Source organism: Xanthomonas sp. NCPPB 1754, from assembly GCF_041475725.2.
Lineage (GTDB): Bacteria > Pseudomonadota > Gammaproteobacteria > Xanthomonadales > Xanthomonadaceae > Xanthomonas > Xanthomonas euvesicatoria.
Window position 1 is genome coordinate 717,793 of sequence record NZ_CM192982.1, and the last position, 24,308, is coordinate 742,100.

At 66.4% G+C, this 24,308-nt stretch carries 14 protein-coding genes; 10 read left to right on the forward strand and 4 right to left on the reverse strand.

The genetic code is table 11. The annotated features are described in order from the left end of the window. Window positions 1–276 precede the first annotated feature (276 nt). Window positions 277–3,156 carry a M16 family metallopeptidase gene (locus ACCQ15_RS03180; RefSeq protein WP_372381209.1) on the reverse strand — a complete coding sequence of 960 codons (2,880 nt, stop codon included), beginning with the start codon at window positions 3,154–3,156 and terminating at the stop codon, window positions 277–279. A 35-nt stretch (window positions 3,157–3,191) separates the two neighbouring features. Between ACCQ15_RS03180 and ACCQ15_RS03185 the strand changes: the two genes are divergently transcribed. Further along, window positions 3,192–5,990, forward strand: coding sequence for a PAS domain S-box protein (locus tag ACCQ15_RS03185; protein WP_372381210.1), 2,799 nt, complete (start codon window positions 3,192–3,194; stop codon window positions 5,988–5,990). A 584-nt stretch (window positions 5,991–6,574) separates the two neighbouring features. On the opposite strand, the gene ACCQ15_RS03190 is transcribed toward ACCQ15_RS03185, so the two are convergent. Together ACCQ15_RS03190 and ACCQ15_RS03195 are read right to left on the reverse strand one after the other, a co-directional pair. After that, on the reverse strand, window positions 6,575–8,761 hold the full coding sequence (locus ACCQ15_RS03190) for a methyl-accepting chemotaxis protein (RefSeq protein ID WP_372359731.1): 2,187 nt from the start codon (window positions 8,759–8,761) through the stop codon (window positions 6,575–6,577). 266 nt (window positions 8,762–9,027) lie between these two features. Further along, the gene (locus ACCQ15_RS03195) at window positions 9,028–10,458 is read right to left on the reverse strand and encodes a cellulase family glycosylhydrolase (protein ID WP_372381211.1); all 1,431 of its coding nucleotides are present in this window, start codon (window positions 10,456–10,458) and stop codon (window positions 9,028–9,030) included. Window positions 10,459–10,670: 212 nt separating this feature from the next. Between ACCQ15_RS03195 and ACCQ15_RS03200 the strand changes: the two genes are divergently transcribed. The 8 genes from ACCQ15_RS03200 (at window position 10,671) to hemC (ending at window position 21,643) form a co-directional block, all read left to right on the forward strand. Continuing rightward, window positions 10,671–12,158, forward strand: coding sequence for a SulP family inorganic anion transporter (locus tag ACCQ15_RS03200; RefSeq protein WP_372381212.1), 1,488 nt, complete (start codon window positions 10,671–10,673; stop codon window positions 12,156–12,158). 237 nt (window positions 12,159–12,395) lie between these two features. After that, entirely contained in the window at window positions 12,396–13,376 is a 981-nt protein-coding gene (locus ACCQ15_RS03205) for a GGDEF domain-containing protein (RefSeq protein ID WP_011346297.1), read from the forward strand. A gap of 167 nt (window positions 13,377–13,543) precedes the next feature. Next, the gene (locus ACCQ15_RS03210) at window positions 13,544–15,193 is read left to right on the forward strand and encodes a M28 family metallopeptidase (protein WP_014089297.1); all 1,650 of its coding nucleotides are present in this window, start codon (window positions 13,544–13,546) and stop codon (window positions 15,191–15,193) included. Window positions 15,194–16,158: 965 nt separating this feature from the next. Further along, the gene (gene mdoH, locus ACCQ15_RS03215; protein WP_008574349.1) at window positions 16,159–18,057 is read left to right on the forward strand and encodes a glucans biosynthesis glucosyltransferase MdoH; all 1,899 of its coding nucleotides are present in this window, start codon (window positions 16,159–16,161) and stop codon (window positions 18,055–18,057) included. A gap of 150 nt (window positions 18,058–18,207) precedes the next feature. Further along, window positions 18,208–18,876, forward strand: a complete 669-nt coding sequence (locus tag ACCQ15_RS03220) for an alpha/beta hydrolase (RefSeq protein ID WP_011346301.1) — start codon at window positions 18,208–18,210, stop codon at window positions 18,874–18,876. A 4-nt stretch (window positions 18,877–18,880) separates the two neighbouring features. Continuing rightward, complete coding sequence (locus ACCQ15_RS03225) at window positions 18,881–19,930, forward strand: sensor histidine kinase (RefSeq protein ID WP_031420931.1); 1,050 nt, start codon at window positions 18,881–18,883, stop codon at window positions 19,928–19,930. A gap of 30 nt (window positions 19,931–19,960) precedes the next feature. After that, complete coding sequence (locus ACCQ15_RS03230; RefSeq protein WP_014089299.1) at window positions 19,961–20,698, forward strand: LytR/AlgR family response regulator transcription factor; 738 nt, start codon at window positions 19,961–19,963, stop codon at window positions 20,696–20,698. A gap of 30 nt (window positions 20,699–20,728) precedes the next feature. Then, window positions 20,729–21,643: a hydroxymethylbilane synthase gene (hemC, locus tag ACCQ15_RS03235; protein WP_008574345.1), complete on the forward strand. Its 915-nt coding sequence runs from the start codon at window positions 20,729–20,731 to the stop codon at window positions 21,641–21,643. A 190-nt stretch (window positions 21,644–21,833) separates the two neighbouring features. Here hemC and ACCQ15_RS03240 read toward each other — a convergent pair whose 3' ends face one another. Continuing rightward, the gene (locus tag ACCQ15_RS03240; RefSeq protein ID WP_008574344.1) at window positions 21,834–22,634 is read right to left on the reverse strand and encodes a DUF481 domain-containing protein; all 801 of its coding nucleotides are present in this window, start codon (window positions 22,632–22,634) and stop codon (window positions 21,834–21,836) included. Window positions 22,635–23,204: 570 nt separating this feature from the next. Here ACCQ15_RS03240 and ACCQ15_RS03245 point away from each other — a divergent pair. Further along, complete coding sequence (locus tag ACCQ15_RS03245; RefSeq protein WP_005916857.1) at window positions 23,205–24,170, forward strand: helix-turn-helix transcriptional regulator; 966 nt, start codon at window positions 23,205–23,207, stop codon at window positions 24,168–24,170. Window positions 24,171–24,308 lie beyond the last annotated feature (138 nt).

The window sequence follows — 24,308 nt, forward strand, 5'->3', positions numbered from 1 at the left end:
GCGGGCCAGTGCGATTGCTGCTTCAACAGCACAGCGCATGACAGGCACTCTGCCGTATCCCTGCTGCTGTCGAGCACGCCTGCAGGCCGCGATCTCAGGGCAGCGGTGCATGTGCCCCTGGTGCTGTCGCGCCACAGCCACGCGGGAACACTCGCGGTGGCGACGCTCGTTCGGGCAACGACTGACGCGGCGGACAACCACACGCTGCATCACACATACCCCCTGCCGGCACCGACCACGCTGCATGCAGCAGCGCAGCCGGTGCGGCAGGTGCGATCAGCGTTTGACCGGCTTGCCGTCCACGTCCAGCACCTGCACTTGGCCCAGCTTGAGTGCACGCACCGGGGCTTCGATCTTCTTCAGGTCGCCGACGATCACCCAGGTCATCGCCTCCGGCTTGATGATTTCCTTGATGGCCTTTTGCGCGGCCGGCTGGTCGATCGCTTCCAGGCGCGGCTTGAGCGTCTGCACGTAGTCGTCGGGGCGGTCGAATTGCACGATGCCTTCGATCGCCCCGAGCACCGCGCCGGTGGTTTCGAAGCTGCCGGGCAGGGCGCGGATGCGCTGGTTCTTGATCTTCTCGATTTCCTCGCTGGTCAGCGGCTTGTCGCCGATGATGGCGGTGGCTTCCTTGAAGATCTCGTTGGCCGATTCGGCGGTCTTGTCGGTCTGCACCGGTGCCGAGAACAGATAGGGCCGTTGGCCCTGCGCGTCCATCATGCGGGTGCCGGCGCCATAGGCCCAGCGCTTGTTCTCGCGCAGGTTCATGTTCAGGCGCGAGGTGAAGGTACCGCCGAAGGCGCCGTTGGCCACGCCAATCGCCAGGTTGTCCGGCGCCTTGGTGGACGGAGCCAGCAAGCCGGCCAGAATCACCGATTGCGGTGCGTCCGGGCGGTTGATCAGGTACACGCGCGGCTTGGGCTGGGCGGCGACGTTGGCCAGGTTCTTCTTCGGCAATGCCGTGGTCGGGGCCTTCCAGTCGCCGAAGGCGGCATCGAGCTGGGGAATGATCTGCGCCAGCGTGGTATCGCCGGCCACCAGGATGCGCAGGTTGTCCGGGCGCAGCCACTGGCTGTGGAAATTCTGCAGATCCTGCGCTTTGAGGCTCTTGATCGCCGCCTCGGTGCCACTGCCGGTGAGCGGGATGCCGTACGGGTGCTGGTTGCCGAACAGCAACGGCGGCAACGCACGCAGCGCCAGGCTGTTGGGCTGGGTTTTTTCCTGGGCAATGCCGGACAGCCACTGGCCGCGGACGCGTTCGATGTCGGCGGCCTTGAATGCCGGGTTGCGCACGATGTCGGAGAACAGCTGCAGCGAGGGCTGCAGCTGGTCGTTGAGCGCATCCAGCGAGGCGCTGCAGCTGTCCAGATCGCAGCCGACCGCCGTGATCGCGCCCAGGCGCTGGCGGCGCTGCGCCACTTCCACCGAATCCAGTGCGGTGGTGCTCTCGTTCATCAGCGCGGCACTGAAGCTGGCGGTGCCGAGCTTGTGGCCCTGGTCGGCGGCGTAGCCGGCGTCGAACAGCAACTCCACCTGGGTGACCGGGATGGTGTGGCGTTCGGCCAGGATCACCTCGATGCCGTTCTTCAACTTGCCGCGCTGCAGCTTCGGAAAGCTCAGGTCCGGGAATCGATCGGTCTGCGGCACGCCCTTGCTGCGGTCCTGCGTGGAGGCGGTGACCTTGAACGTGCCCGCGGCCGGCAGCTTGGGCGCCGGCTTGCCGGGTTCTTCGCCACGTGCCACCACCGCCTTGTCTTCGGCGGCCGGGTCGAAGTCCTTGCCGGCCGGCAGCACGGTCAGCAGGTAATCGCCCTTGCCGAACCAGGTGGCCGAGGCCTGCTTGACGCTGTCGGCGGTGGCGGCCTGGGCGCGCTGCAGATCTTTCTTGTAGGCGCCGGGGTCGCCGCGATAGACCTGGCCCTCGGCCAGGATCACCGCCTTGCCGGTGAAGCCGCCGACCTTTTCCAGCCCGCGCACGAAGCCGGCGCGGTAGGCCACCTGCGCGCGCTGCAGTTCGTCGGCGGTGGGGCCCTGGGCGATGAATTTCTTAAGTTCTTCGTCGATGATTGCCTCGACCTTGGCCGGGTCCACGCCGTCCTTCACGTCGGCCTGGATCTGTACCTGGCTGGACAGCGCGAACGGCTGCACCGAGGCGGAGACGTCGTCCACCAGATTGTCCTGATAGACCAGGCGCTGATACAGCCGCGAGGTCTTGCCGCCGCCGAGCACGGTGGTGGCCAGATCCAGCTGGATGAGGTCGTCGGTGCCCAGTTGCGGTGCGGCCCAGGTGCGGTAGATGCGCGGCTGCGAGACATGGTCGTGCTGCACGCCGCGCTTCTGCGCCGCCAGCGGGGTCACCCACGGCTGCTGGCGCGCCACCGGCTTGCCGGACGGGATATCGCCGAAGTACTGCAAGGCCTTGGCGCGCGCCTGCGCCACGGTGATGTCGCCGGCCAGTACCAGGGTGGTGTTGGCGGCGCCGTAGTTGTCGTTGAACCACTGTTTGACGTCGGCCAGCGAGGCCGCGTCCAGGTCTTCCATCGAGCCGATGGTGTCGTGCTGGTAGGGATGGTTGGCCGGGAATAGGTTGGACAGGATGTTCTGGTCCACGCGGCCATACGGGCGGTTCTCGCCCTGGCGCTTTTCGTTCTGCACCACGCCGCGCTGGGTATCGAGTTCCTGCTGGCCGATCGCACCGAGAAGGTGGCCCATGCGGTCCGATTCCAGCCACAGTGCGGTATCCAGCGCGGTGGTCGGCACGGTCTCGAAATAGTTGGTGCGGTCGAACCAGGTGGTGCCGTTCATGTCGGTGGTGCCGACCTTTTCCAGCGGCGCGAAGAAGCTGCCCTTGTTGTTTTCCGAGCCGGAGAACATCAGGTGCTCGAACAGGTGGGCAAAGCCGGTCTTGCCGGCCGGCTCGTCGCCGGAGCCGATGTGGTACCAGATGCTCACCGCCACCACCGGCGCCTTGTGGTCTTCGTGCACCACCACGGTCAGGCCGTTGGGCAGGGTGAAGCGGGTATAGGCGATATCGGGAATGGCGCTGCTGGCCGCGCTCTTGGACAGGCTGGCCGGGGCGGCAGCAACGGCGGGGGCAACGGAACCGGCAGCGACGCCAAGCACACCGGCGATCAACAGGGACAGCGGACGCAGCATGTGACACTCCAGGACAGGGCAATCGGCCGAGGGTAGTGGCTGCTTGGCGGCGGGGCAAATGCGGATCGGCAGGAGCCGGCCTGGCGGCTCACCGCGTTCGGTGCCGGGCAGGAGCCGGGCGCCGGCGCGTCGCTCGCGCGGCGCATTGCCACGGCACGACGGCCAGGCGAGCGCCAGCGCCACGACTCAAGTTGCTCGTCGCCTCGCCGTTACCTGGGGCGACCTATCCTGACCAGACGCCGCCTGCCGATCACGCCATGACCGTCCTGTTGCCGCCCGTGCCGATGCCCGTCGATGACGCCCTGCGCGTGGAGGCGGTGCGCCGGCTGGGCGTGCTGGACACAGAGGCCGAGGCCGAATTCGACGATATCGCCTGGCTGGCTGCACACGTCAGCGGCGCCACGATGGCGCTGGTGTCGCTGCTGGATGCCGACCGCCAGTGGTTCAAGGCGCGTTGCGGCACCGATCTGGAAGGCACCCCGCGCAGCGCCTCGTTTTGCGCCCACGCGATCATGGGCACCGAGTTGATGGAAGTGCCCGATGCCGAAGCCGACCCGCGCTTCGTCAACAACCCACTGGTGATCGCTGCCCCCGGCGTGCGCTCGTATGTCGGGGTGCCGTTGATCGGGCGCGAAGGCTACGCCTATGGCACCTTGTGCACGCTCAGCACCCAGCCGCGCATGCTCGAGGACAGCCAGAAGCAGGCCCTGGTCCGCCTGGCACGCCAGGCCGTCAACCAGTTGGAAGCGCGCCGCGACCGGCTGGACGCGCAGGCGCAGCGGCAGACCTTGAGCATGTTGCTGGAAGCCATGCCCGACGGTGTGGTGGCCTGCGGCACCGACGGCTTGCTGCGCGAGTTCAATCACGCCGCCCGGCAATGGCATGGCACCGACCCGCGCCTGCTGCCACCTGAACAATGGGCGCTGCATTTCGATCTGTACACCGCCGATGGCAACAGCCTGCTGCCCACCGAGGAAATCCCGCTGCTACGTGCCTGGCGTGGCGAACACGTGCGCAATGCCGAACTGGTCATTCGCGCCACCAACCAGCCGCCGCGCAGCGTGCTCTGCAATGCGGACCCGGTGGTCGGCGACAAGGGCACGGCGTTGGGCGCGGTGTGCGTGATGCACGACATCACCCAGCTCAAGGATGCCTCGGCCGCACTGGCCGGCGAACGCGCGCGCCTGCAGGCTCTGGTGGACGCCTCGCAGGACGTGGCCATCATGGTATTCGACGTGCAGGGCCGTCTGGAACTCTTCAATCCCGGCGCCGAGCGCCTGCTCGGTTACCGTGCCGAGGAGGTGCTGGGCACCTGCCCGGCGCAGTTCCATCTGCCGGCCGAACTGGAGCGGCACATGGCGACGCTGGCGTTGTCGCCCCCTTCGTACCTGAAACTGGCTGCGGCCGCGGCTGGCGATGTGCTGGCCGAAGAACTCTGGACGCTGGTACGCAAGGACGGCGATCTGCGTCGCGTGCGCCTGTGTTTCAACGTGATCCACGATGCGCAGCAGGGCCTGGCCGGGTATCTGGCGATGGCCATCGACGTCACCGCCGAATTGCAGGCGCAGGCGGCCGCGCAGCTGGCCGCCGAACGGTTCACCGGTGCATTCGAAACCGCGCCACAAGGCATGGCCATCGTGTCGCTGGAAGGTGAGTGGCGCGACGTCAATCCGGCGCTGTGCGGCATCCTGGGCTATTCGCGCGAGCAATTGCTGCGCACCACCTTCCAGCAGATCACCCATCCCGACGATCTGCAGATGGACCTGCAATTGGTCCAGGACCTGATCGACGGAAAACGCGACAGTTACAGCCTGGCCAAGCGCTACATCAGCCAGCACGGCGCGGTGATCTGGGCGCAGCTGTCGGTGTCGCTGGTGCGCGATAGCAGCGGTGCGCCGGTGCATTTTGTTTCGCAGATCCAGGACGTGACCGAGCGCCACGTGGCCGCCGAGCGGCTGGCCGAAAGCGAAGCGCGCCTGCGCGCGATCAGCGACGCCACGCCCACCCTGGTGGCCCAGTTCGATGCCGGGCAGCGCTACCTGTTCGCCAATGAAGCGCATCGCCACTGGCTCGGCGTGGAGCCTGCCAGCCTGGTCGGTCGCCACATTACCCAGGTACTGGGCGAAGACCTCAGCGCCGCCGCGCGCGCTGCGCTGGCACAGGTGGTGGCCGGGCAGCGCGCCAGTTTCGAACATGTCCTGGGCGGCAGCACGCCGCGCGATGTGGAAGTCACCCTGGTGCCCGAAACGCAGACTGCCACGCCCACGCAGGGCTTTTTCCTGATGGCGCACGATGTCACTGCGCACAAGACCCTGCACCGCCTGATGCACGAGCGCGCCACCCGCGATGCCTTGACCGGCCTGCCGAACCGGCACGCGTGGTCCGTAGCGCTGCAGGTGGCGGTTGCGCAGGCGCAACAGCAGCAACGCGCGGTGGCCGTGATGTTCCTGGACCTGGACGGCTTCAAACGCATCAACGATGTCCACGGACACCGTGCCGGCGATGCGGTGCTGGTGGCGTTCGGCAGCTGCCTGCAACGCGCGGCAGGCGAGCGCTATCTGGTGGCGCGTCTGGCCGGCGACGAATTCGTCGTGTTGCTGGATGGGTTGGAAGATGCGCAGGCCGAATGCGCCGCGGTGGCAGAGCGTATCCGCACGCTTGCCGCGGAAGGCGCCACGTTTGGCGATGAGCATCTGCCGATCCAGCCCAGCATCGGTGTGGCCTGGCAACACGGCGCACAGGCCGAGGCATCCAGTTTGATGCATGCCGCTGACGAGGCGATGTATGCAGCCAAGCGCGCGCGGCAGCCAGAGGGGCAAGCGCCTCGATCTTAGGCGTGGTGTGGTGTGGGTGCGGGGCAGCTCATGCGCACTGCCGGAAACTGCGTACTTCTGCTGTTAGGTGCAAACGTAAACCGCAAACCGCAAACCGCAAACCGCGAATAGCCAGTGCCTGACTGCATGATGGCGGGCATCGGATCGGCGCGGCAGCCAACGGTTGCCGGCGGCGTCAAGCGAGTGGGACGACGCAGAGCACACCGATGGCACACGCCAACGGGCTATCGCGTGGGACAGCCTCGCCGGGAAGACGCCGCGCCCGCGTCGCAAAAAGGCAACGATACGCGTCCGTGCCTGGGGAACGCTCGATAGAGCGCGTCGAGACCGACCCCGGCACGTTGCGCGCCGCGGTTGATGCTCAGGTGCCCGGTCAGTCGCTTTACAGCACCCCACCATCGCTTCGCGCAGGCTGGCGTGGTGGGGTCGGCCCACGATTGCGGCGAACCCTGATGCGGACGCATGGCAGATGGCGGGCTTATTGTGCCAATCCCAGACCATCAGTCGCCGTGATTGCTGCACATGCCACCGACATCGCCTGCCGCACAGGCGCGAGCGCTCGTGTGCGTGGCAGGCGATATCGCTCACGCACGTCGCCTGTGCTCGTGCACAGCGTGCTTGGCGGCCGCCGGCTTCGTAGCGGCAAGCGCGTTCGTTGCGCCACGTACCGGCGGTGTTCCGGCATCCGATGTCAGCCGGAACACCGCCACGGCGTGGGTCAGGTCTGCCGCCTGGTCTTCCATGCTGCGCGCCGCCGCGGTGGCTTCTTCCACCAGTGCGGCGTTCTGCTGGGTCATTTCGTCCAGCTGCATCACCGTGGTGCTGACCTGTTCGATGCCGGCGCTTTGTTCGGTGCTGGCCGCGGTGATCTCGGCCATGATGTCGGTCACGCGCTTCACCGAGCTGACCACCTCGGTCATGGTGCTGCCGGCCTGTTGCACCAGCTCCGAGCCTTGCGCCACTTTTTCCACCGAATCGGAAATCAGCTGCTTGATTTCCTTGGCAGCACCGGCCGAGCGCTGCGCCAGGGCGCGCACTTCGGTGGCGACCACGGCAAAGCCGCGGCCTTGCTCGCCTGCGCGCGCTGCTTCCACGGCCGCATTCAGCGCCAGGATGTTGGTCTGGAAGGCGATGCCGTCGATCACCCCGATGATGTCGGAAATACGCGCCGACGATTGCGTGATCGCCTGCATGGTGCTCACCACTTCCTGCACCACGCGGCCGCCGCTCTCGGCCACATCGCCGGTGCCCTTGACCAGTTGGTTGGCCTGGCGCGCGTTGTCGGCGTTCTGGCGCACGGTGGAGGTGAGTTCTTCCATCGAAGCGGCGGTTTCTTCCAGGTTCGCTGCCTGATGCTCGGTGCGCGTGGACAGGTCGGCATTGCCGCTGGCGATCTCGCCTGCCGCGGTATTGATCATCTCGGCCGAGTGCTGGATGCCCTGCACGATGCTGGTCAATTGGATGGCGGTGCGGTTGGCTGCATCGGCCAGGCGACCGAACGCGCCTTCGTAATGCGACTCCACGCGCTGCGACAGGTCGCCGTCGGCGATCGCGGCCATGATGCGGCCCACATCGTCCAACCCGGCGTCGGCCTGCTGCATCAGCCGGTTCAGCGCCTGCACCATTTCCGCAAACGCGAACTGGTAATGCGATTGGTCGCCACGTGCGGAGAAATCGCCGCGCGCAGCTGCATCGGCCAGGCGCGCGATGTCGCTGTTGATTGCAGACAGATTCTCTTTCACCGTATCCAGCGCCTGATGCAAGGCTGCGCGCTGGCCGGGCAGGCGACGCATGTCGCGGCGCAGATCGCCACGGCCGTAGTCGCTCATCACGTCCATCGCTTCGTTGATGGCATCTAGATGTTCGAATACCACCGTGTTGACGCCGTGCGCCAGCGTGCCGTAATCGCCGGGGAAATCTTCCGGAATGCGGTGCGCGATGTTCTCGCCCTGCTGCAGGCGGATCATGGTCTGCATCTCGCCGTTGAAGCGCTGCAGCTGGGTCTGCATCTGCTGCATGCTGTGCATCAGCTGGCCGGTTTCATCGCGCGATTCCACGCGGATGTCGTTGTCGAAGCGGCCCGAGGCGATGGCTTCGGCAGTGCGCGAGGCAGCGCGCAGCGGCGCGGCCATGGCCGAGGCGATCAGCCAGCACAGCCCGATCACCAGCGCCACCAGGGCGCCGCCGATCAAGGTCAGGGTGCGCGTGAAACCCCACGCCTGCACTTGGATGTCTTCGGCATACACGCCCATCACCAGCACCCAGTTCCAGGCCGGAAAGGTCTTGGCATAGCTGATCTTCGGTAGCTGTTCCTTCTTGCCCGGCTTGGGCGCGTCGTAATAGCTGAAGCCGTCGCCGCTATCGATGGCGGTCTTGATGTCGCGATACACGTATTGCCCGGCATCGCTCTTGTAGTCGGTCATGTCGGTGCCGACCGGGCGCTTGGGATGCATCAGGATGCGCATCTGCGGGTCGACGATGAAGAAGTAATCCACCCCGTCGTTGGTGCGCATGTCGGCCAGCGTGGTGCGCGCGGCTTCCTTGGCTTGCTCCAGGCTCAGCTCGCCGGCTTTGACCTTGTCGGCATAGTGCTGCATCACCGTCAGGCCCATCTCCACCTCGGTCTTGACGCTGAGCTTGCGCGCCTCCACCAGATCCAGATATTGCAGGCGCGCGGCGGCCATCGCCAGCAGGATCACGCCCACGGTCAATAGCGTGCACAACAGGACGAACTTTCGGGTGAGCGGGAGATTGGCAACAGAACGACGCAAGAGGGAAACAACAGGCATGACAACGACATCCAGAACGCGCGCACGGCGCTACATCATGGATAGCGGCTGATTCACATGCAGGTTGAATACTAACTGCGGCAGCGTCCGCTCAGGCGATGCAACAACGTGCCAATGCAATGTAGGAGCGCACCGGCCGCGACAAGACGTATCGGTAACGTTCCTCGCGCCCGCGCGCTGCTATGGAAGCATCAGCATTGGTCCATCGATGCAACGGCGGACACGCACTGCGTGTCCGCCGCATTGCATCAACCTGCAGCGCAGAAGCCGAACTCGGCAGTGGCGCCGGGCGCCAGCGTGCGGTTGAAGTCCACGCCGCTGGCCTGGAGTGTGGTGCCGCTCTGTGACCAGGTAACGTTCCAGGCGTTGTTGACGGTGCCGGTGACTGTCAGCGAGATCGACCAGTTGCCGCTGGCGGTGCCGGTATTGGTGACCTGCACGCGGTTGCAGTAGCCTCCGTTCCACCTACTGTCCGGGATCACCTTGGTACTGAAGCCCGCGCTTGGCGTCGGGCTTGGCGTCGGTGTCGGCGTGGGGGTCGGCGTTGGCGTCGGTGTGCTGTTGCTTACCGTTCCCCACAGCGTCCGCAACAAGGTCATCTTGTCTTCGCGCACGCTGATCCAGTCGTCGCGCAGGATGCCGCCGGTATCGCCGCTATTGGGGTTCCACGACCAATAGAACCCTTCGTTGATGCCCTTGCCACGCAGGTACTTCACCAGCGCGTCCTGCCAGGCTTTGTCGCGCGCATCGCCTTCGCCGTACTTGCCGCCGAATTCGCCCAGCAGCAGTGCGTGATTGCCGGCAAACTGGCCGAAATGGCGGTCCCAGATCGCAGGCATGTTGTTGGGGAATTTGCTGTCGTTGAAGTACGACTGCACGAACACGTCCGGGCCGTACACATGCGGTGCCAGCAACAGTCGGTTGGCCGGAATGTTCAATGGGGTGCAGGCCAGCGGCTGCAGGCTGCCACCCCAGAAGATGCCGCCATTGGTCGAACACACCGGGTTGTCGGTGATGCCTTCCACCGCAATGATCCACTTCGGCGCCACCGCAAGCACGGCGGCAGAACCGCGCTCGGCGGCCTTGTTCCAGTCGGTGGCGGCGTTGCCCGTGCCCCAGGTCGCGGCGCCGTGCGGCTCGTTCTTCAGATCCACGCCGATCACCCTCGGCACGTTCTTGTAGCGGTTGGCGACAAAGCGCAGATCGTCCAGCCATTGCGCTTCGGAATATGAACTGGTGTACCACAGCTCGGAAATCGCCGCGCAGTCGGGCGTGTGGTGATCCAGCAGCACATACATGCCGCGTGCGTTGAATTCGTTGACCACCTTGTCGAGGATCTGCAGCGAGGTCAGGCCCTGCAGATCGGCGTTGCGGCTGTAGTCGATGCTGCTGGGCATCTGGCCGCTACGCAGCGTGGCCGGGCAAAACGGCAGGCGCACCGCGTTGAAGCCCAGGCCCTGCATCTGGTTGATCATCTCCTTCCAGTTGCGTGCCCACAGGCCATGCATGACATGGTTGCCGGTCTCGAAGCCGAACACGTTGACGCCCTTGAGCTGAACCACGTTGCCGTTGTCGTCGACGATCTTGTTGTTGCTGACCGAATAGCTGAAAGCCGGTGCGGCTGTGAGCGCTAACATCGTTGCCAATGCGAGGGTACTTGCAGTCCTGAAAATGGACATGATGGTCTCCCTGGATGACCGAACTCGACGGCCGAGTGCGGTGAGGGGGGCATCTTGGTCTTCGGCTGCGCCGTGTGGCGTGACCGCTGCCACAGAAGAGCGCAGTGGCGCACCGATCACACGCAAGCTGCGGGCGAGGTCGCTTTCCCGCACACTATCGCTGCTGCGTGCTGTCCGCAGGCTGTCCTTTTTGTCCCCCGGAGTGTCCCTCAATGTCCTTGTTGCGTGCCGAAATGGCGCAATGGCGCGCCTCCCCCGCGCGCGAACTCATGGCCGGTGCGGTCGCCACATTTGCGCTGATTCCCGAAGTGATTGCATTCGCGTTCGTCGCCGGGGTGGATCCGCAGGTGGGCCTGTTCGCATCCTTCGTGATCGGCATCGTGATCGCGTTTTGCGGGGGGCGGCCGGCAATGATTTCGGCTGCGGCCGGCTCGGTGGCGCTGGTGGCTGCACCGCTGGTGGCCGCGCACGGGTTGCCCTATCTGCTGGCCGCCGGCCTGCTCGCTGGCATGGTGCAGATCCTGTTCGGGTTGTTGCGCCTGGGCGTGCTGATGCGCTTTGTCAGCAGTTCGGTGCGCACCGGTTTCGTCAACGCGCTGGCCGTGCTCATCTTCGCAGCGCAACTGCCGCATCTGCTCGGGGCCAACCTGACCACCTGGGTCATGCTGGGCGCAGGCCTGGCCATCATCTACGGCCTGCCGCGTCTGCGCCTGCCGGGGCTGTCGGCGATTCCCTCGCCCCTGCTGTGCATCCTGCTGCTCAGCGTGGCCGGTACCGCGCTGCATCTGCCGCTCAAGACGGTGGCCGATCTGGGCAAGCTGCCCAACGCGCTACCGTTCCTGCAATGGCCGGCGGTGCCGTTGACGCTGGAGACGCTGCGCATCATCGCGCTGCCGGCACTGGCCATTGCCATGGTGGGCCTGCTCGAGTCGATGATGACCGCGCGCGTGGTCGATGAGCTCACCGACACGCCCAGCAACAAGAACCGCGAATGCACCGGCCTGGGCATCGCCAACGCGGCGGCCAGCCTGTTCGGCGGCATCGCCGGCTGCGGCATGATCGGGCAGACCGTGGGCAACGTGAAATACGGCGGCCGCGGCCGGCTGTCCACGTTGTTTGCCGGCGTGTTCCTGCTGATCCTGATGGTGCTGCTCAAGCCGTGGGTGTCGCAGGTGCCGGTGGTGGCGCTGGTGGCGATCATGGTGATGGTGTCGGCGGAGACCTTCGACTGGCGCTCGCTGCGCACCGTGGCGACCCACCCGCGCACCTCCAGCGTGGTGATGCTGGCCACCGTGGCGGTCACATTGTTCACGCACAACCTGGCGGCAGGTGTGGCGGTCGGCGTGCTGCTGAGCGGGGTGTTCTTCACCTTCAAGGTGGCCGGGTTGCTGCAGATCGCGCATCACGATGGCGCGGATGGCGTGCGCACCTACAGCGTGCGCGGGCAGGTGTTCTTCGCCTCGGCCGATGTGTTCATCGACGCCTTCGACGCACGCGAGGTGCCCGGCCGCGCAGTGGTGATCGATGTCGGCCGCGCGCACTTCTGGGACATCACCGCGGTGGCGGCACTGGACAAGGTGGTGCAGCGTTTGCGTCATCACGGGCTGGACGTGCAGGTGAAAGGCCTGAATGCCGGCAGCCGCCGCCTGATGCAGCGGCATGCCTTGGGCGAAGACGCGCTGGAATCGGCACTGCCTTAGAGCGTGTTATTCACGTTGAGATGGAATGCGCCTGGCACGCCTGCGGCGCGTCATCCCGGGCTGTCCGTGCGCTGAGCGCGCCTGCGAGCGAATTCAAGTTCCGGCGGGCGACGCCGATGATTCGGCATCCTCATTGCCGGTCGTCGCTGTGATGCCAGTGGGTTTCAGCCCGAGATGTGTACCTGCGTGCCAAGCCCGGCATGACGGGTTCGTGTCCGCCCGCCGGAGGGCGCAGCCGTGACCAACGCACCGTTGCTGGAACGGATGGTGGACCTGACCGCCATCCGCGATGCGGACCTGCTCGATCTGAGCCTGTTGCGCACCGTGCGCGAAGTCTGCGCGGCCGAAGAACTTTCGCTGCTGCGCATCGCCCCGGACAGCAACAGCATCGCCGAAACGCGCCTGCGCGACGATGGCCGGCTGGCGTTGACGGTGGCGGAGATCCACGATGCGCGCACGCGCATCCAGCTGGCCGAGGTGCATGGGCCGGGCGATGTGGTGCAGCTGCACGAAGACGGCCGCGCCCTGCTGGTCTACCCGATGATGGAAGCGCGCGGCATCCGGACCTGCCTGCGGGTGGGCGGGACGCGTATTCCCGGCGTTGCCGAGCAAGCGATGCTGCAGGGCTTTGCGCGCTTCTTCCAGAACTACCGCAGCCTGCTCGACGACGCCCAGCGCGATGCGCTGACCGGCCTGCGCAACCGCAAGACCTTCGACGATGTGATCCTGCGGCTGTTTGCCGGTGGTGCCGACTCCGCCGCAGAGCAGGGCGTGTGGCTGGGCATCGTGGACATCGATCACTTTAAGCGCGTCAACGACACCTTCGGGCATCTGTATGGCGATGAGGTACTGCTGCTGGTCGCACAGCTGATGCAGCGTGCCTTTCGCCAGGACGACCTGCTGTTCCGCTTCGGCGGCGAAGAGTTCGTGATCGTGTTGCGCGGCGTGGACCGCGACACGGCCGTGAGTCTGTTCGAGCGATTCCGGCTGGCGGTGGCCGAGCACCTGTTCCCGCAGGTGGGGCAGGTCACGCTCAGCACCGGCATCGTCGAACTGACGCACGGTCGGCTGATCAGCGAAATGCTGGACGAAGCCGACAAGGCGCTGTACTGGGCCAAGCAGAACGGCCGCAATCGCGCGGCGGTCTATGCTGAGCTGATTGCCGGTGGGCAATTGCAGCAGGTTGCGCAACCAGTGGGCAGCATCGATCTGTTCTAGGCGCCAGCGCGGCGCTGAAACAGGCCAGAGCTCTTGGCCGTGGATGCAGACACGAAGCTTCTGCAGTATTCATCGCACCCGCATCGCATGCTTCGGCGCAGCCGCAGGTATCGGCCTGCACGCGATGCTGGCTACACTCCAGGGCTATCCATGATGCGGGGTGTGCAATGAAGCGAGTTGCCGTGGGACTTCTGGCAATGGCGGTCTCGACCGCACTGATGGCGGCCACGCCGAGTTTCGATGGCGCGCGCATCTCGCGCGACGTCAAGGAACTGGCCTCCGACGCCTATGAAGGCCGCGGCCCGGCCACTGCCGGCGAAGAAAAGACCATTGCCTACCTGAGCGAGCAGTTCGCCGAAGCCGGCCTGCAGCCGGGCGGCGACCTGGCCAACGGCAAGCGCGGCTGGACCCAGGCGGTGCCGTTGCGGCGCGCCGATATCGTCGGCACGCCGACCATTGCGGTGCAGAACGCGGGCAAGCCGCAAACGCTGACCCAAGGCAAGCAAATCGCCATCCGTGCCGCGCTGGATGGCTCATCCAAAGTGGAGATCGCCAACGCGCCGCTGGTGTTCGTCGGCTACGGCGTCAAGGCGCCCGAGCGCAACTGGGACGATTTCAAGGGTGTGGACCTGAAGGGCAAGATCGCGGTGGTGCTGATCAACGACCCGGATTTCGAAACCGGCAAGGGCGACTTCGACGGCACCGGCATGACCTACTACGGCCGCTGGACCTACAAGTACGAAGAAGGCGCGCGCCAGGGCGCACTCGGCGTGCTGGTGGTGCACGAAACCGCGCCTGCCTCGTATGGCTGGGACACGGTGGCCAGCTCCAACACCAACACCATGTTCGACGTGGTGCGCGACAACCCGCGCAGCGCGCATCCCACGCTGGAAGGCTGGATCCAGCGCGATCTGGCCACCGAGCTGTTCAAGCACGCCGGGCTGGATTTCGAGACCTTGAAGAAGCAGGCGCAGACGCGCGGGTTCAAGCCGGTCGAGCTCAAGGACCAACGTTTGAGCGCCAGCTACCAGGTCAAATCCGATGTGATCACCTCGCACAACGTGGTGGCGCGGCTGGAAGGCAGCAAACATCCGGACGAGACGCTGATCTACAGCGCGCACTGGGACCATATCGGCGTGGGCAAGCCGGATGCACGCGGCGACACCATCTTCAACGGGGCACTGGACAATGCCAGCGGCACCGCCGCGCTGCTGGAGCTGGCGCGTGGTTTCGCCCAGGGGCCAACGCCTGAGCGCTCGGTGGTCTTCCTGGCGGTCACCGCCGAAGAAAAGGGCCTGCTGGGCTCGGAGTTCTACGCCTCCAAGCCGCTGTACCCGCTGGACACCACGGTGGCGGTGATCAACATGGACGGCATGAATCCGTTCGTGCCCTCGCGCGACTTCGGCATCTACGGCACGGCAAAGCTCGAGCTGCTCGATCAACTGAAGAGCGTGGCCGCGCAATCCAAGCTGCGTTACACGCCCGATCCCAAGCCGCAGGCCGGGTATTTCTTCCGTTCCGATCATTTCTCGTTCGCCAAGCGCGGCGTGCCGGCGCTGTCGTATGCAGCCGGCCAGGATTGGGAAGTGGGCGGCGTGGCGGCAGGAAAGGCGGCCGCCGACGACTACACCGCCAAGCGCTATCACCAGCAAGGCGACGAATGGAAGCCGGATTGGACCTTCGCCGGCGCCGCCCGCGACCTGGGCGTGCTGTATGCATTGGGCCAGCAGCTGGCCGACTCGCGCCAGTGGCCGAACTGGAGCCAGGATTCGGAGTTCCGCGCTACCCGCGACGCCAGCGCGGCGGCACGCAAGTAAGACGGCTCACAACGTCATTGCGTGAGGACCAGGGCGGCTGCCCTTGCGCGATGGCGCATGTGCCATATCGATATGCCGCGTTTGAATAAGCCTTGCCTGCCATGCGGCTTGTGCTTGCCGTTGTCGGTCACAGCAAGCGGCGAACGTTCGGTGCAATGCCCTCCTGCTGGCGGCATGGATGCCGCATCGCGCCCCAGATGCATTCACGGCGTGTCCGGCGAGCGGCGAGGGCACTGCGCACGCGACACGGCGGGCCTGAGGATCGCCGAGCGCTCGCAGACGTCATTGATGCCTCGATCAAGCGGTTGCATCAGCAAACAAACCACGTGCGATGAGCCGCTTTCCCGGGCATCGCGCAACTGTCTGGTGCGGCGAGGACGCCGCATACTCGACCAATCAAGCTGTTGCCGCAGGCCTTGAGAACGTTCGACCACCGCAATGCCTGGAATTCCAGAGCGCCTTGAGCGATGCAGAGCGACCAACCAATCGCTTGTCCCAACCTCTGACCGCATCGGCACAACGCAACGCCAGCGCCCCGTCGCCGCAACCGATTGCACGCCATGGCACACCAATTGCATCTCTCCGGCAGGATGGCCCGGCCAGCGGTCCGTGACAGGGTCTGCGCTAGGCTGCAATCTGTTGGGGCTGCGTTCGGTCGGTGCGGCGTAGTCTGCCGCGCGGTCCTCGTGGGGGAGGGCGAAGACCGTACGCGGCGTTCGTTCCTTTAACGATCGATTCTTTAGGATGAGCTGCGAGGTGAGATTGCAGCCAGGAGAACTTGTGCATCGGAGTGGTTTCAGAGCGTCTTGGTCGTACACCGTCGGGCTCGCCCGCTCGGCCGCGTGCCAGGCAACATCGCACTGCATGGCGGGGATGGACCTCCCGTGTCAGCCCGCACTGTCGTCCTCGCGCGACGGGCAGCCCTGATGGATGGCACCGTGACTCCTTCCCCGACAACGACTGCAATGCCCCCCGTTTCCGCCCTCGATGCCGGCACGCCCACGCTGCCGCCGGAAGCACCGCTGGCGATGCCCGAACAGAACCTGCGCGAAGGCAGCCTGCAAGTGCGCCACCAGCGCACTTCGCCGCCCGGCATCGGCGTGCGCCGCTTCTATTTGATCGGCGGCACCTTCGCCACCACCGCCATCGCCGTGTGGGTGATGCTCAGCGTGCTGTGGCCCGACGGCATCAGCGTGCTGGAAGGCTGCCTGCTCGGCCTGTTCGTGTTGCTGTTCGCCTGGATCGCCATGTCCTTCGCCAGCGCCGTGGCTGGTTTCGTCACCGTGGTGGCGCGCGCCGGCCGCAAGCTCGGCATCGACCCGGAGCAACCCCTGCCCACGCTGCGTTCGCGCACCGCGTTGCTGATGCCCACCTACAACGAAGACCCGCGCCGGCTGTTGGCCGGCCTGCAGGCCATCTACGAATCGGTCGCCGAGACCGGCCAGTTGGAGCATTTCGATTTCTTCGTGCTCAGCGACACCACCCGCGAGCACATCGGCCGCGCCGAGGAGCTGGTCTATAACGAACTTTGCGATCGCGTCGACGGGCACGGCCGCATCTTCTACCGCCGCCGCGCCGACAACGCCGCGCGCAAGGCCGGCAATGTGGCCGACTGGGTGCGTCGCTTCGGCGGCAGCTACCCGCAGATGCTGATCCTGGACGCCGATAGCGTGATGACCGGCGACACCATCGTGCGGCTGGTCGCCGGAATGGAAAACAACCCGGACGTGGGCCTGATCCAGACCTTGCCGGCAGTGGTCAACGGGCAGACCCTGTTCGCCCGCATGCAGCAGTTCGGCGGGCGCGTGTACGGGCCGATCATCGCCTTCGGCGTGGCCTGGTGGCACGGCGCCGAGAGCAATTACTGGGGCCATAACGCCATCATCCGCACCCAGGCCTTCGCCGATCACGCCGGCCTGCCGTCGCTGCGCGGGCGCAAGCCGTTCGGCGGGCATGTGCTCAGCCACGACTTCGTCGAAGCGGCGCTGATGCGGCGCGGCGGCTGGGCCATGCACATGGTGCCGTACCTGCAGGGCAGCTACGAAGAAGGCCCGCCCACGCTGACCGACCTGCTGATCCGCGACCGCCGCTGGTGCCAGGGCAACCTGCAGCACGCCAAGGTGGTGAGCGCCAAGGGCCTGCACTGGATCAGCCGCATGCACATGCTGATCGGCATCGGGCATTACTTCACCGCGCCGATGTGGGGTCTGTTGATGCTGATCGGCATCGGCATTCCGCTGGCCGGCGGCGGTATCGATCTGGCCGGCGACCTGCCGTTCTCGCCCGCCCGTTACTGGCACGGCAGCAGCCAGGGCAATGCGATCTGGATCTTCATCTGCACCATGTTCGTGTTGCTGGCGCCCAAGCTGCTCGGCTACATCGCGTTGCTGCTCAACCCGCGCGAACTGCGCGCCTGCGGTGGTGCCTTCCGCGCTGCGGTGAGCATCCTGCTGGAGACCGTGCTGGCCGCCCTGATGGCGCCGGTGGTGATGTACCTGCAGTCGCGCGGTGTGTTCGAGGTCCTGGCGGGCAAGGATTCGGGCTGGGATGCGCAGGTGCGCGACGACGGCAAGCTGTCGTGGCCGGCGCTGTTTCGCAGCTATGGCGGTCTGACCGTGTTCGGCCTGTTCATGGGCGCGGTGGCCTACGCGGTCTCGCCCGCGCTGGCCGCCTGGATGGGGCCTGTGATCGTCGGCATGGCGTTGTCGATTCCGGTGGTGGCGCTGACCTCGCTGCGTCGCACCGGCATGGCGCTACGCCGCGCCGGCATTTTCTGCATCCCCGAAGAACTCGACCCGCCCAAGGTGCTGGTGCGTGCCTCCGAGCTGCGCCGCGCCGCTGCGCTGGAACCGTCGCTGATCTGAGTGTGCGTCGGCGCCGGCCTCATTGGCCGGCGCTGTGGCGCGGTCGCCTGCAGAGGCCCGTGGCGATCGGCGGGCCTCAAGCCTCTGGCGCCGGTTGATCTGGCCCACCCCTCGCGCAAGGCATAATGCCCAGCCCGCAAGCGGAGCTGGATGATGCTGGAAGTGATCGAACGCGAGACCGGACCGAACCCGCAATGGAGCGTGCTGTGGCTGCATGGCCTGGGCGCCGATGGCAGCGACTTCGCCCCGATGGTGCCCGAGCTGGTACGCCCGCAGTGGCCCGCGCTGCGCTTCGTGTTCCCGCATGCGCCGATCCGCCCGATCACCATCAATAACGGCGTGCGCATGCGCGGCTGGTACGACATCGTCGGCATGGATTTCGCCCAGCGCGCCGACAAGGCCGGCATCGCCGAATCGGTCACCCAGGTCGAGGCCTTGATCGCCCATGAGCAGAGCCGCGGTATCGCGCCGGAGCGCATCCTGCTGGCCGGCTTCTCGCAAGGCGGCGCCGTGACCCTGGCCGTTGGCCTGCAGCGCAGCGTGCCGCTGGCCGGGCTGATCGCCATGTCCACCTATCTGCCGGATCCGGCCGCGGCCGCCAGCCAGTTGCAGCCGGCCGCCCTGCGCCAACCGCTGTTCATGGCGCATGGCACGGCCGACCCGGTGGTGCCGTTCGCGGCCGGCCAGGCCAGCATGCAGACCTTGCGCACGCTGGGTTTCGCACTGGATTGGCACACCTACCCGATGGGCCACCAGGTCTGCCTGGAAGAGATCGAGGCCTTGCGCGACTGGATGCAGGCGCGCTTCACCGCTGCCTGAGCCCATGGCCCAGCGCGCACCGCAGATCGCCTGGATGCCGGACCTGTGCCGGCTGCCGCGGTTGGGCGCGATGCTGGGCCTGGCCGAGCTGGTGGTGCTGGTGGTGACCTTGGTCCCCGACGCCGGCGCGCGCAGCATCACGTTGTCGCGGTTCCTCTCCGCCAGCGGCCTGGCGCTGTGGCTGGCGTTGGCGGTCACCGTGCTGCTGTGCGTGTTACGGCCCACCTTGTCGCGATTGCCGCCACGGCTGGGCGGGCTGAGCGCCTTGCTGATCGCTGCCGTGGTGGCGATGCTCGGTGCCGGCATCGTGCACGGCCTGTATGCGGTGCTCGGGCAGGTCCCGCTGGGCGCGCAGGTCGGCTTCTGGCGGTTCACGCTCGGCAGTGCGGCCACGGTGGTGCTGATCACTGCGCTGGCGCTGCGCTACTTCTATGTCAGCGACCGCTGGGAGGCGCAGGTGCAGGCCAATGCACGCGCCGAGGCGGATGCCCTGCAGGCGCGCATTCGCCCGCACTTCCTGTTCAACAGCATGAACCTCATCGTCAGCCTGCTGCGGCGCGATCCGGTGGTGGCCGAACAGGCGGTGCTGGACCTGTCGGATCTGTTCCGCGCCGCCCTCGGCGCCGGCGAGGGCGTCTCCACCTTGCGTGCCGAATGCGAACTGGCCGAACGCTATCTGGCAATCGAATCGCTGCGCCTGGGCGAGCGCCTGCAAGTGCGCTGGCACCGCCAGGAACCGTTGCCGTGGGAGCTGCCGATGCCGCGCCTGGTGCTGCAGCCGCTGGTCGAAAATGCGGTACTGCATGGCGTTTCGCGCATGCCCGAAGGCGGTACGCTATACCTGTCGCTGCGTCAGCGCGGCAACCAGCTGCAGATCCGCATCGTCAATCCGGCGCCGCAGCCCGGCACCCAGTTGCCGCTGCTGGCCGGCGCCGGGCATGCCCAGGCCAGCATCTCGCACCGGTTGGCGTTCCAGTTCGGCGCCGGGGCACGGATGGCGGCCAGCTGGGCTGAAGGCTACTATGCCTGTGAGATCACATTGCCGCTGCCGTGAGGGGAAAGTCACTGCAGCGAGGGGGAGTCCATGACGGCCACGCAAGTGCGGGTGCTGATCGCCGATGACGAGCCACTGGCGCGCGAGCGCCTGCGCATGCTGCTGGGCGAGCATCCGCAGGTCGAGGTGATCGGCGAGGCCGAAAACGGCCAGCAAGTGCTGCAGCAGTGCGAACAGCTGCGCCCGGACCTGGTGCTGCTGGATATCGCCATGCCCGGCGTGGACGGCCTGGAAACCGCGCGGCTGCTGCGGCAAGGCCAGCCGCCGCCGGCGGTGGTGTTCTGCACCGCCTACGACCAGCATGCCTTGTCGGCGTTCGATGCGGCCGCGCTGGATTACCTGATGAAACCGGTGCGCCCGGAACGGCTGGCATCTGCACTGGAGAAAGTCGCCACCTTCCTGGCCGGCCGCGTGCCCGGCACCGCGCCCAGGCCGCTGCGCACCCATCTGTGCGCGCGCCTGCGCGGCAGCCTGCGGCTGATCGCCATCGGCGACATTCGCTATCTGCAGGCCGAAGAGAAGTACGTCATCGTCCATCACACGCGTGGCGAGGACTTGATCGAAGAGTCGCTGAAATCGCTGGAAGACGAATTTGCCGACCGCCTGGTGCGCATCCATCGCAATTGTCTGGTGGCCCGCGATGAACTGGTTGAACTGCGCCGCAGCGGCGATGGCCAGGTCCACGCGGTGCTGCGCAACGTGCCGCAGACCCTGGAAGTGAGTCGTCGCTGCGTGGCCAGCCTGCGCGATCAACTACGCCAACTGTGAGTTCGGTGCCGGCTCCGCGATAATGCCGGCATGACCACGCTCCGTATCGCCACCCGCAAAAGCCCGCTTGCCCTCTGGCAGAGCGAACATGTCGCCGCCGCGCTGCGTCAGCACCATCCCGGCCTGGAGGTGGTGCTGGTGCCGATGAGCACCCGCGGCGACGAAGTGCTGGACCGATCGCTCGCCGCCATTGGCGGCAAGGGCCTGTTCCTGAAGGAGCTGGAGTTGGCGATGTTGCGCGGCGAAGCCGATTGCGCGGTGCATTCGCTCAAGGACGTGCCGATGGAACTGGACGCCCCGTTCGTGCTGCCGGCCATCCTGGAACGCGGCGACCCGGCCGATGCGCTGGTGTCCAATCTCTACGCCAGCCTGCAGGCGCTGCCGCTGGGCGCGCGCGTGGGCACCTCCTCGCTGCGCCGCCAGGCCCAGTTGCGTGCCGCGCGCCCGGATCTGGAATTGATCGACCTGCGCGGCAACGTCAACACGCGGCTGGCCAAGCTCGACAACGGCGGCTACGACGCCATCGTGCTGGCCTGCGCCGGCCTGCAGCGGCTTGGGTTGGAAGCACGCATCAGCGCGCGGCTGGACGCGCCGGAATGGTTGCCGGCACCTGCGCAGGGCGCGGTGGCGGTGGAATGCCGTGGCGACGATGCACGCATCCACAGTCTGCTGGCGGTGCTGGATGCCGGCCGCACGCGTGCCTGCGTGGAAGCCGAGCGCGCCATGAACCGTGCCCTGCACGGTAGTTGCCATGTGCCGGTAGCCGCCTTCGCGCGCTGGGAAGGGCAGGGCCTGTTCCTGCAGGGCATGGTGGGCAGCGCCAGCGACGGCCGCCTGATCCACGCCGATGCGCACGGCAGCGCCGAAGATACTGAAGCGCTTGGCCGCCGCGTTGCGCAAGGGCTGTTCGACAAGGGCGCCGCGCAGCTGCTGGCCGAGCTGTAACACGCTGTCGCGTCAACGTGTAACGCGACCGACATCGACGCCGGCGCCCAAGCGCAAGCTCCAGACCTAGCCGCTACACACGCAATGCCGCCCCCACGCAGCGCCCGCTCTTCGTAGGAGCGGCACTGGCGCGAGAGGCTTTATCGGGAACGCCCTCGCGGCCAGGTCCGCTCCTACCGTTCGCGGTTGTTTACTTGAACGTGTAGACCAGATTGACCGTGGTCAGCGTATCGGTCTTCTTGTCGCCGTCGCTGACGTCGCTGTTGTGACGCATCTGCCACGCCGCCTTCAATGCAAAGTGCGAGTTCATGCTGACCTGCACGCCGAAATCGTTTTGCGCATAGGTGTTGTACTCGCCCGATTCCACCAGCAGCGTGTTGATCAGATCGGTGTTGTCGGTGACGGTGTACTTCAGGTCGAACAGGCCGCGGCCGATCAACCCGGTTTCGTTACGGTCTTCGTCGCTGTTGTGCGCGCGGCGCACACCCGGGCCCACCTGCGCATCCAGGTAGAAGCGGTCGGCGTCGATCAGGCGCGTGCCATAGCCGATACCGAAGGTGGCCAGACGGTCGTAGGTGGCGAAGTCGTCGTGTTCGTAGCGGCCGGTGGCCGTGAGCTGGCGGTGTTCGCCCAGCTGCAGTGCGCTGCCGACGCTGCCGGTGTAACGCTCGGCGGTGGTCTGGCGCTCGCGCGTGGTGCTGCCGTCGTCGTTGGTGTTGGTGTATTCCGAACTCGAACGCAACGCGGTGGCATCCAGGCTATGGATCCAGTCACCGTCGGTGTAGCGCAGGCGCACGCGGCCGTTGAGGCTGTCGGTGGTGCTGTTGCCATGCGCCGCTGCGTAGCCGAGCTCGCCGCTGCTGCCGCTCCACGGCGACGGCAGTACCACGGCGGCCGGGTCTGCCGGCGCCGGTGCGACTGCCTGGGCCCAGACGGAGGGCGTGATCAACAACAGCGGCAACAGGGCAGACAACGGGACACGGCGGGACATGGGCAGCTCGCTTTGGAAGGCGGGAGAGGGGTGGAAGCGATTTCATGATAACGGACTGTGCGGTGACGTCATCGCCAAGTGAATATCCGCTTCATTGCCGGTTGGGACGCCGAAGGCGGCATGGACCGGAGCGGCCCTGCAGACGGGTGCGGCGATGAAAGGCGATTTTTGAAGTGGTCGGCGATGTGGTCGCAGTGGCTGGAGCGACCTGCGAGGTCGTTGTCAGGGGAATGAATGGTGGTTCGGGGCGAATGCCGGGCGTGAACCGCAGCGACCTGCGCGGGTGCGCGTGCGCATGGCAGGCGGCCTGGCGATGTCATCAGGACTTCTGGCCAGCCAAGTGGCAGGAGCCTCAGCGGCCCGCGCGGGTCGCGTGTCAGCGCTACCGGCGATGCCTGCCAACCCGGGGCCTGCGCGACCGCGCGCACGACCCCGGCACGCAGTGGCTGTGCGACCGACCCAACAGACCAGGCCGCTGCATCGCACATCCTCCGGGCGCTTGCCGCTGTCTGCCAGCCGTCACATCGCGATGCTCACCCCGCCGCGCAAAGACTCGGACATAATCGACGCATGGACCGCTACGAACGCATCAACTCCCTGCATCGCTTGCTCAAATCGGCACGCTACCCGGTCACGGTGGCGCGGCTGCAGGATGAGCTGAGCTGTTCCCGCGCGACTGTCTACCGCGATCTGGCGTTTCTGCGCGACGCGCTGATGGCACCGGTGGAAGGCGACGGCGAATCGGGCTTTCGCTATCTCTCCGGCGAAAGCGACCGCTTCGAATTGCCCGGCCTGTGGCTGAGTTCGGAAGAACTGCACGCACTACTGGCCTCGCAACAGCTGCTCGCGCGCACCGGCGGCGGCGTGTTGTCTTCGATGCTGGCACCGCTGCAGCAGCGCATCGAAGGACTGCTGGCTGCCCAGGCCGGCGTCTCGCAGTGGCCAGTGGATCGGGTGCGGGTCATTCCACATCGCGGCCGCAAGCTGGACGAAGCCAGCTTCCGCACCGTGGCCTCCGGCGTGCTGGAGCGCAAGCAGCTGAGCTTCGACTACCGTGCGCGTTCCACCGACGAATCGACCAAGCGGACGGTGTCGCCACAGCGCATTACCCATTACCGCGACAACTGGTATCTGGACGCGTGGGATCACGGTCGCGACGGCGTGCGCAGCTTTGCGGTGGACCGCATCAACCACGCGCGTCTGCTCGATGCGGCGCCGCGCGATGTGCCCGACAGCGAACTGGACGAGCAGCTTGCCGCCAGCTACGGCATTTTTTCCGGGGCGCCCAAGGGGTGGGCGACCATCGTGTTCAGCTCCAAGGCCGCGCGCTGGGTTGCCGACGAACATTGGCATTCCAAGCAGCAGGGCCGCTTTCTGCCCGATGGCCGCTACGAGCTCAAGTTGCCCTACAGCAACTCGCGCGAACTGCTGATGGACGTGCTGCACTACGGCTCGGACGCAGAAATTGTCGAGCCCATGTCGCTGCGCGAGCAGGCCAAGGCGTTGTTGTCGCTGGCGCTGAGCAATTACGACTGAGCGTGGTAGACAGTTGACGCATACGGCAGGGCCGCAGTTGCGGCAGGCACGTGCACGCGTCTGGAAGCTGCATCAGCCCTGGTAGGCGCAGATGCGATCAATGGCGCCCAAGGCCTGAAGTGGCCGAGGTGCGAAGCG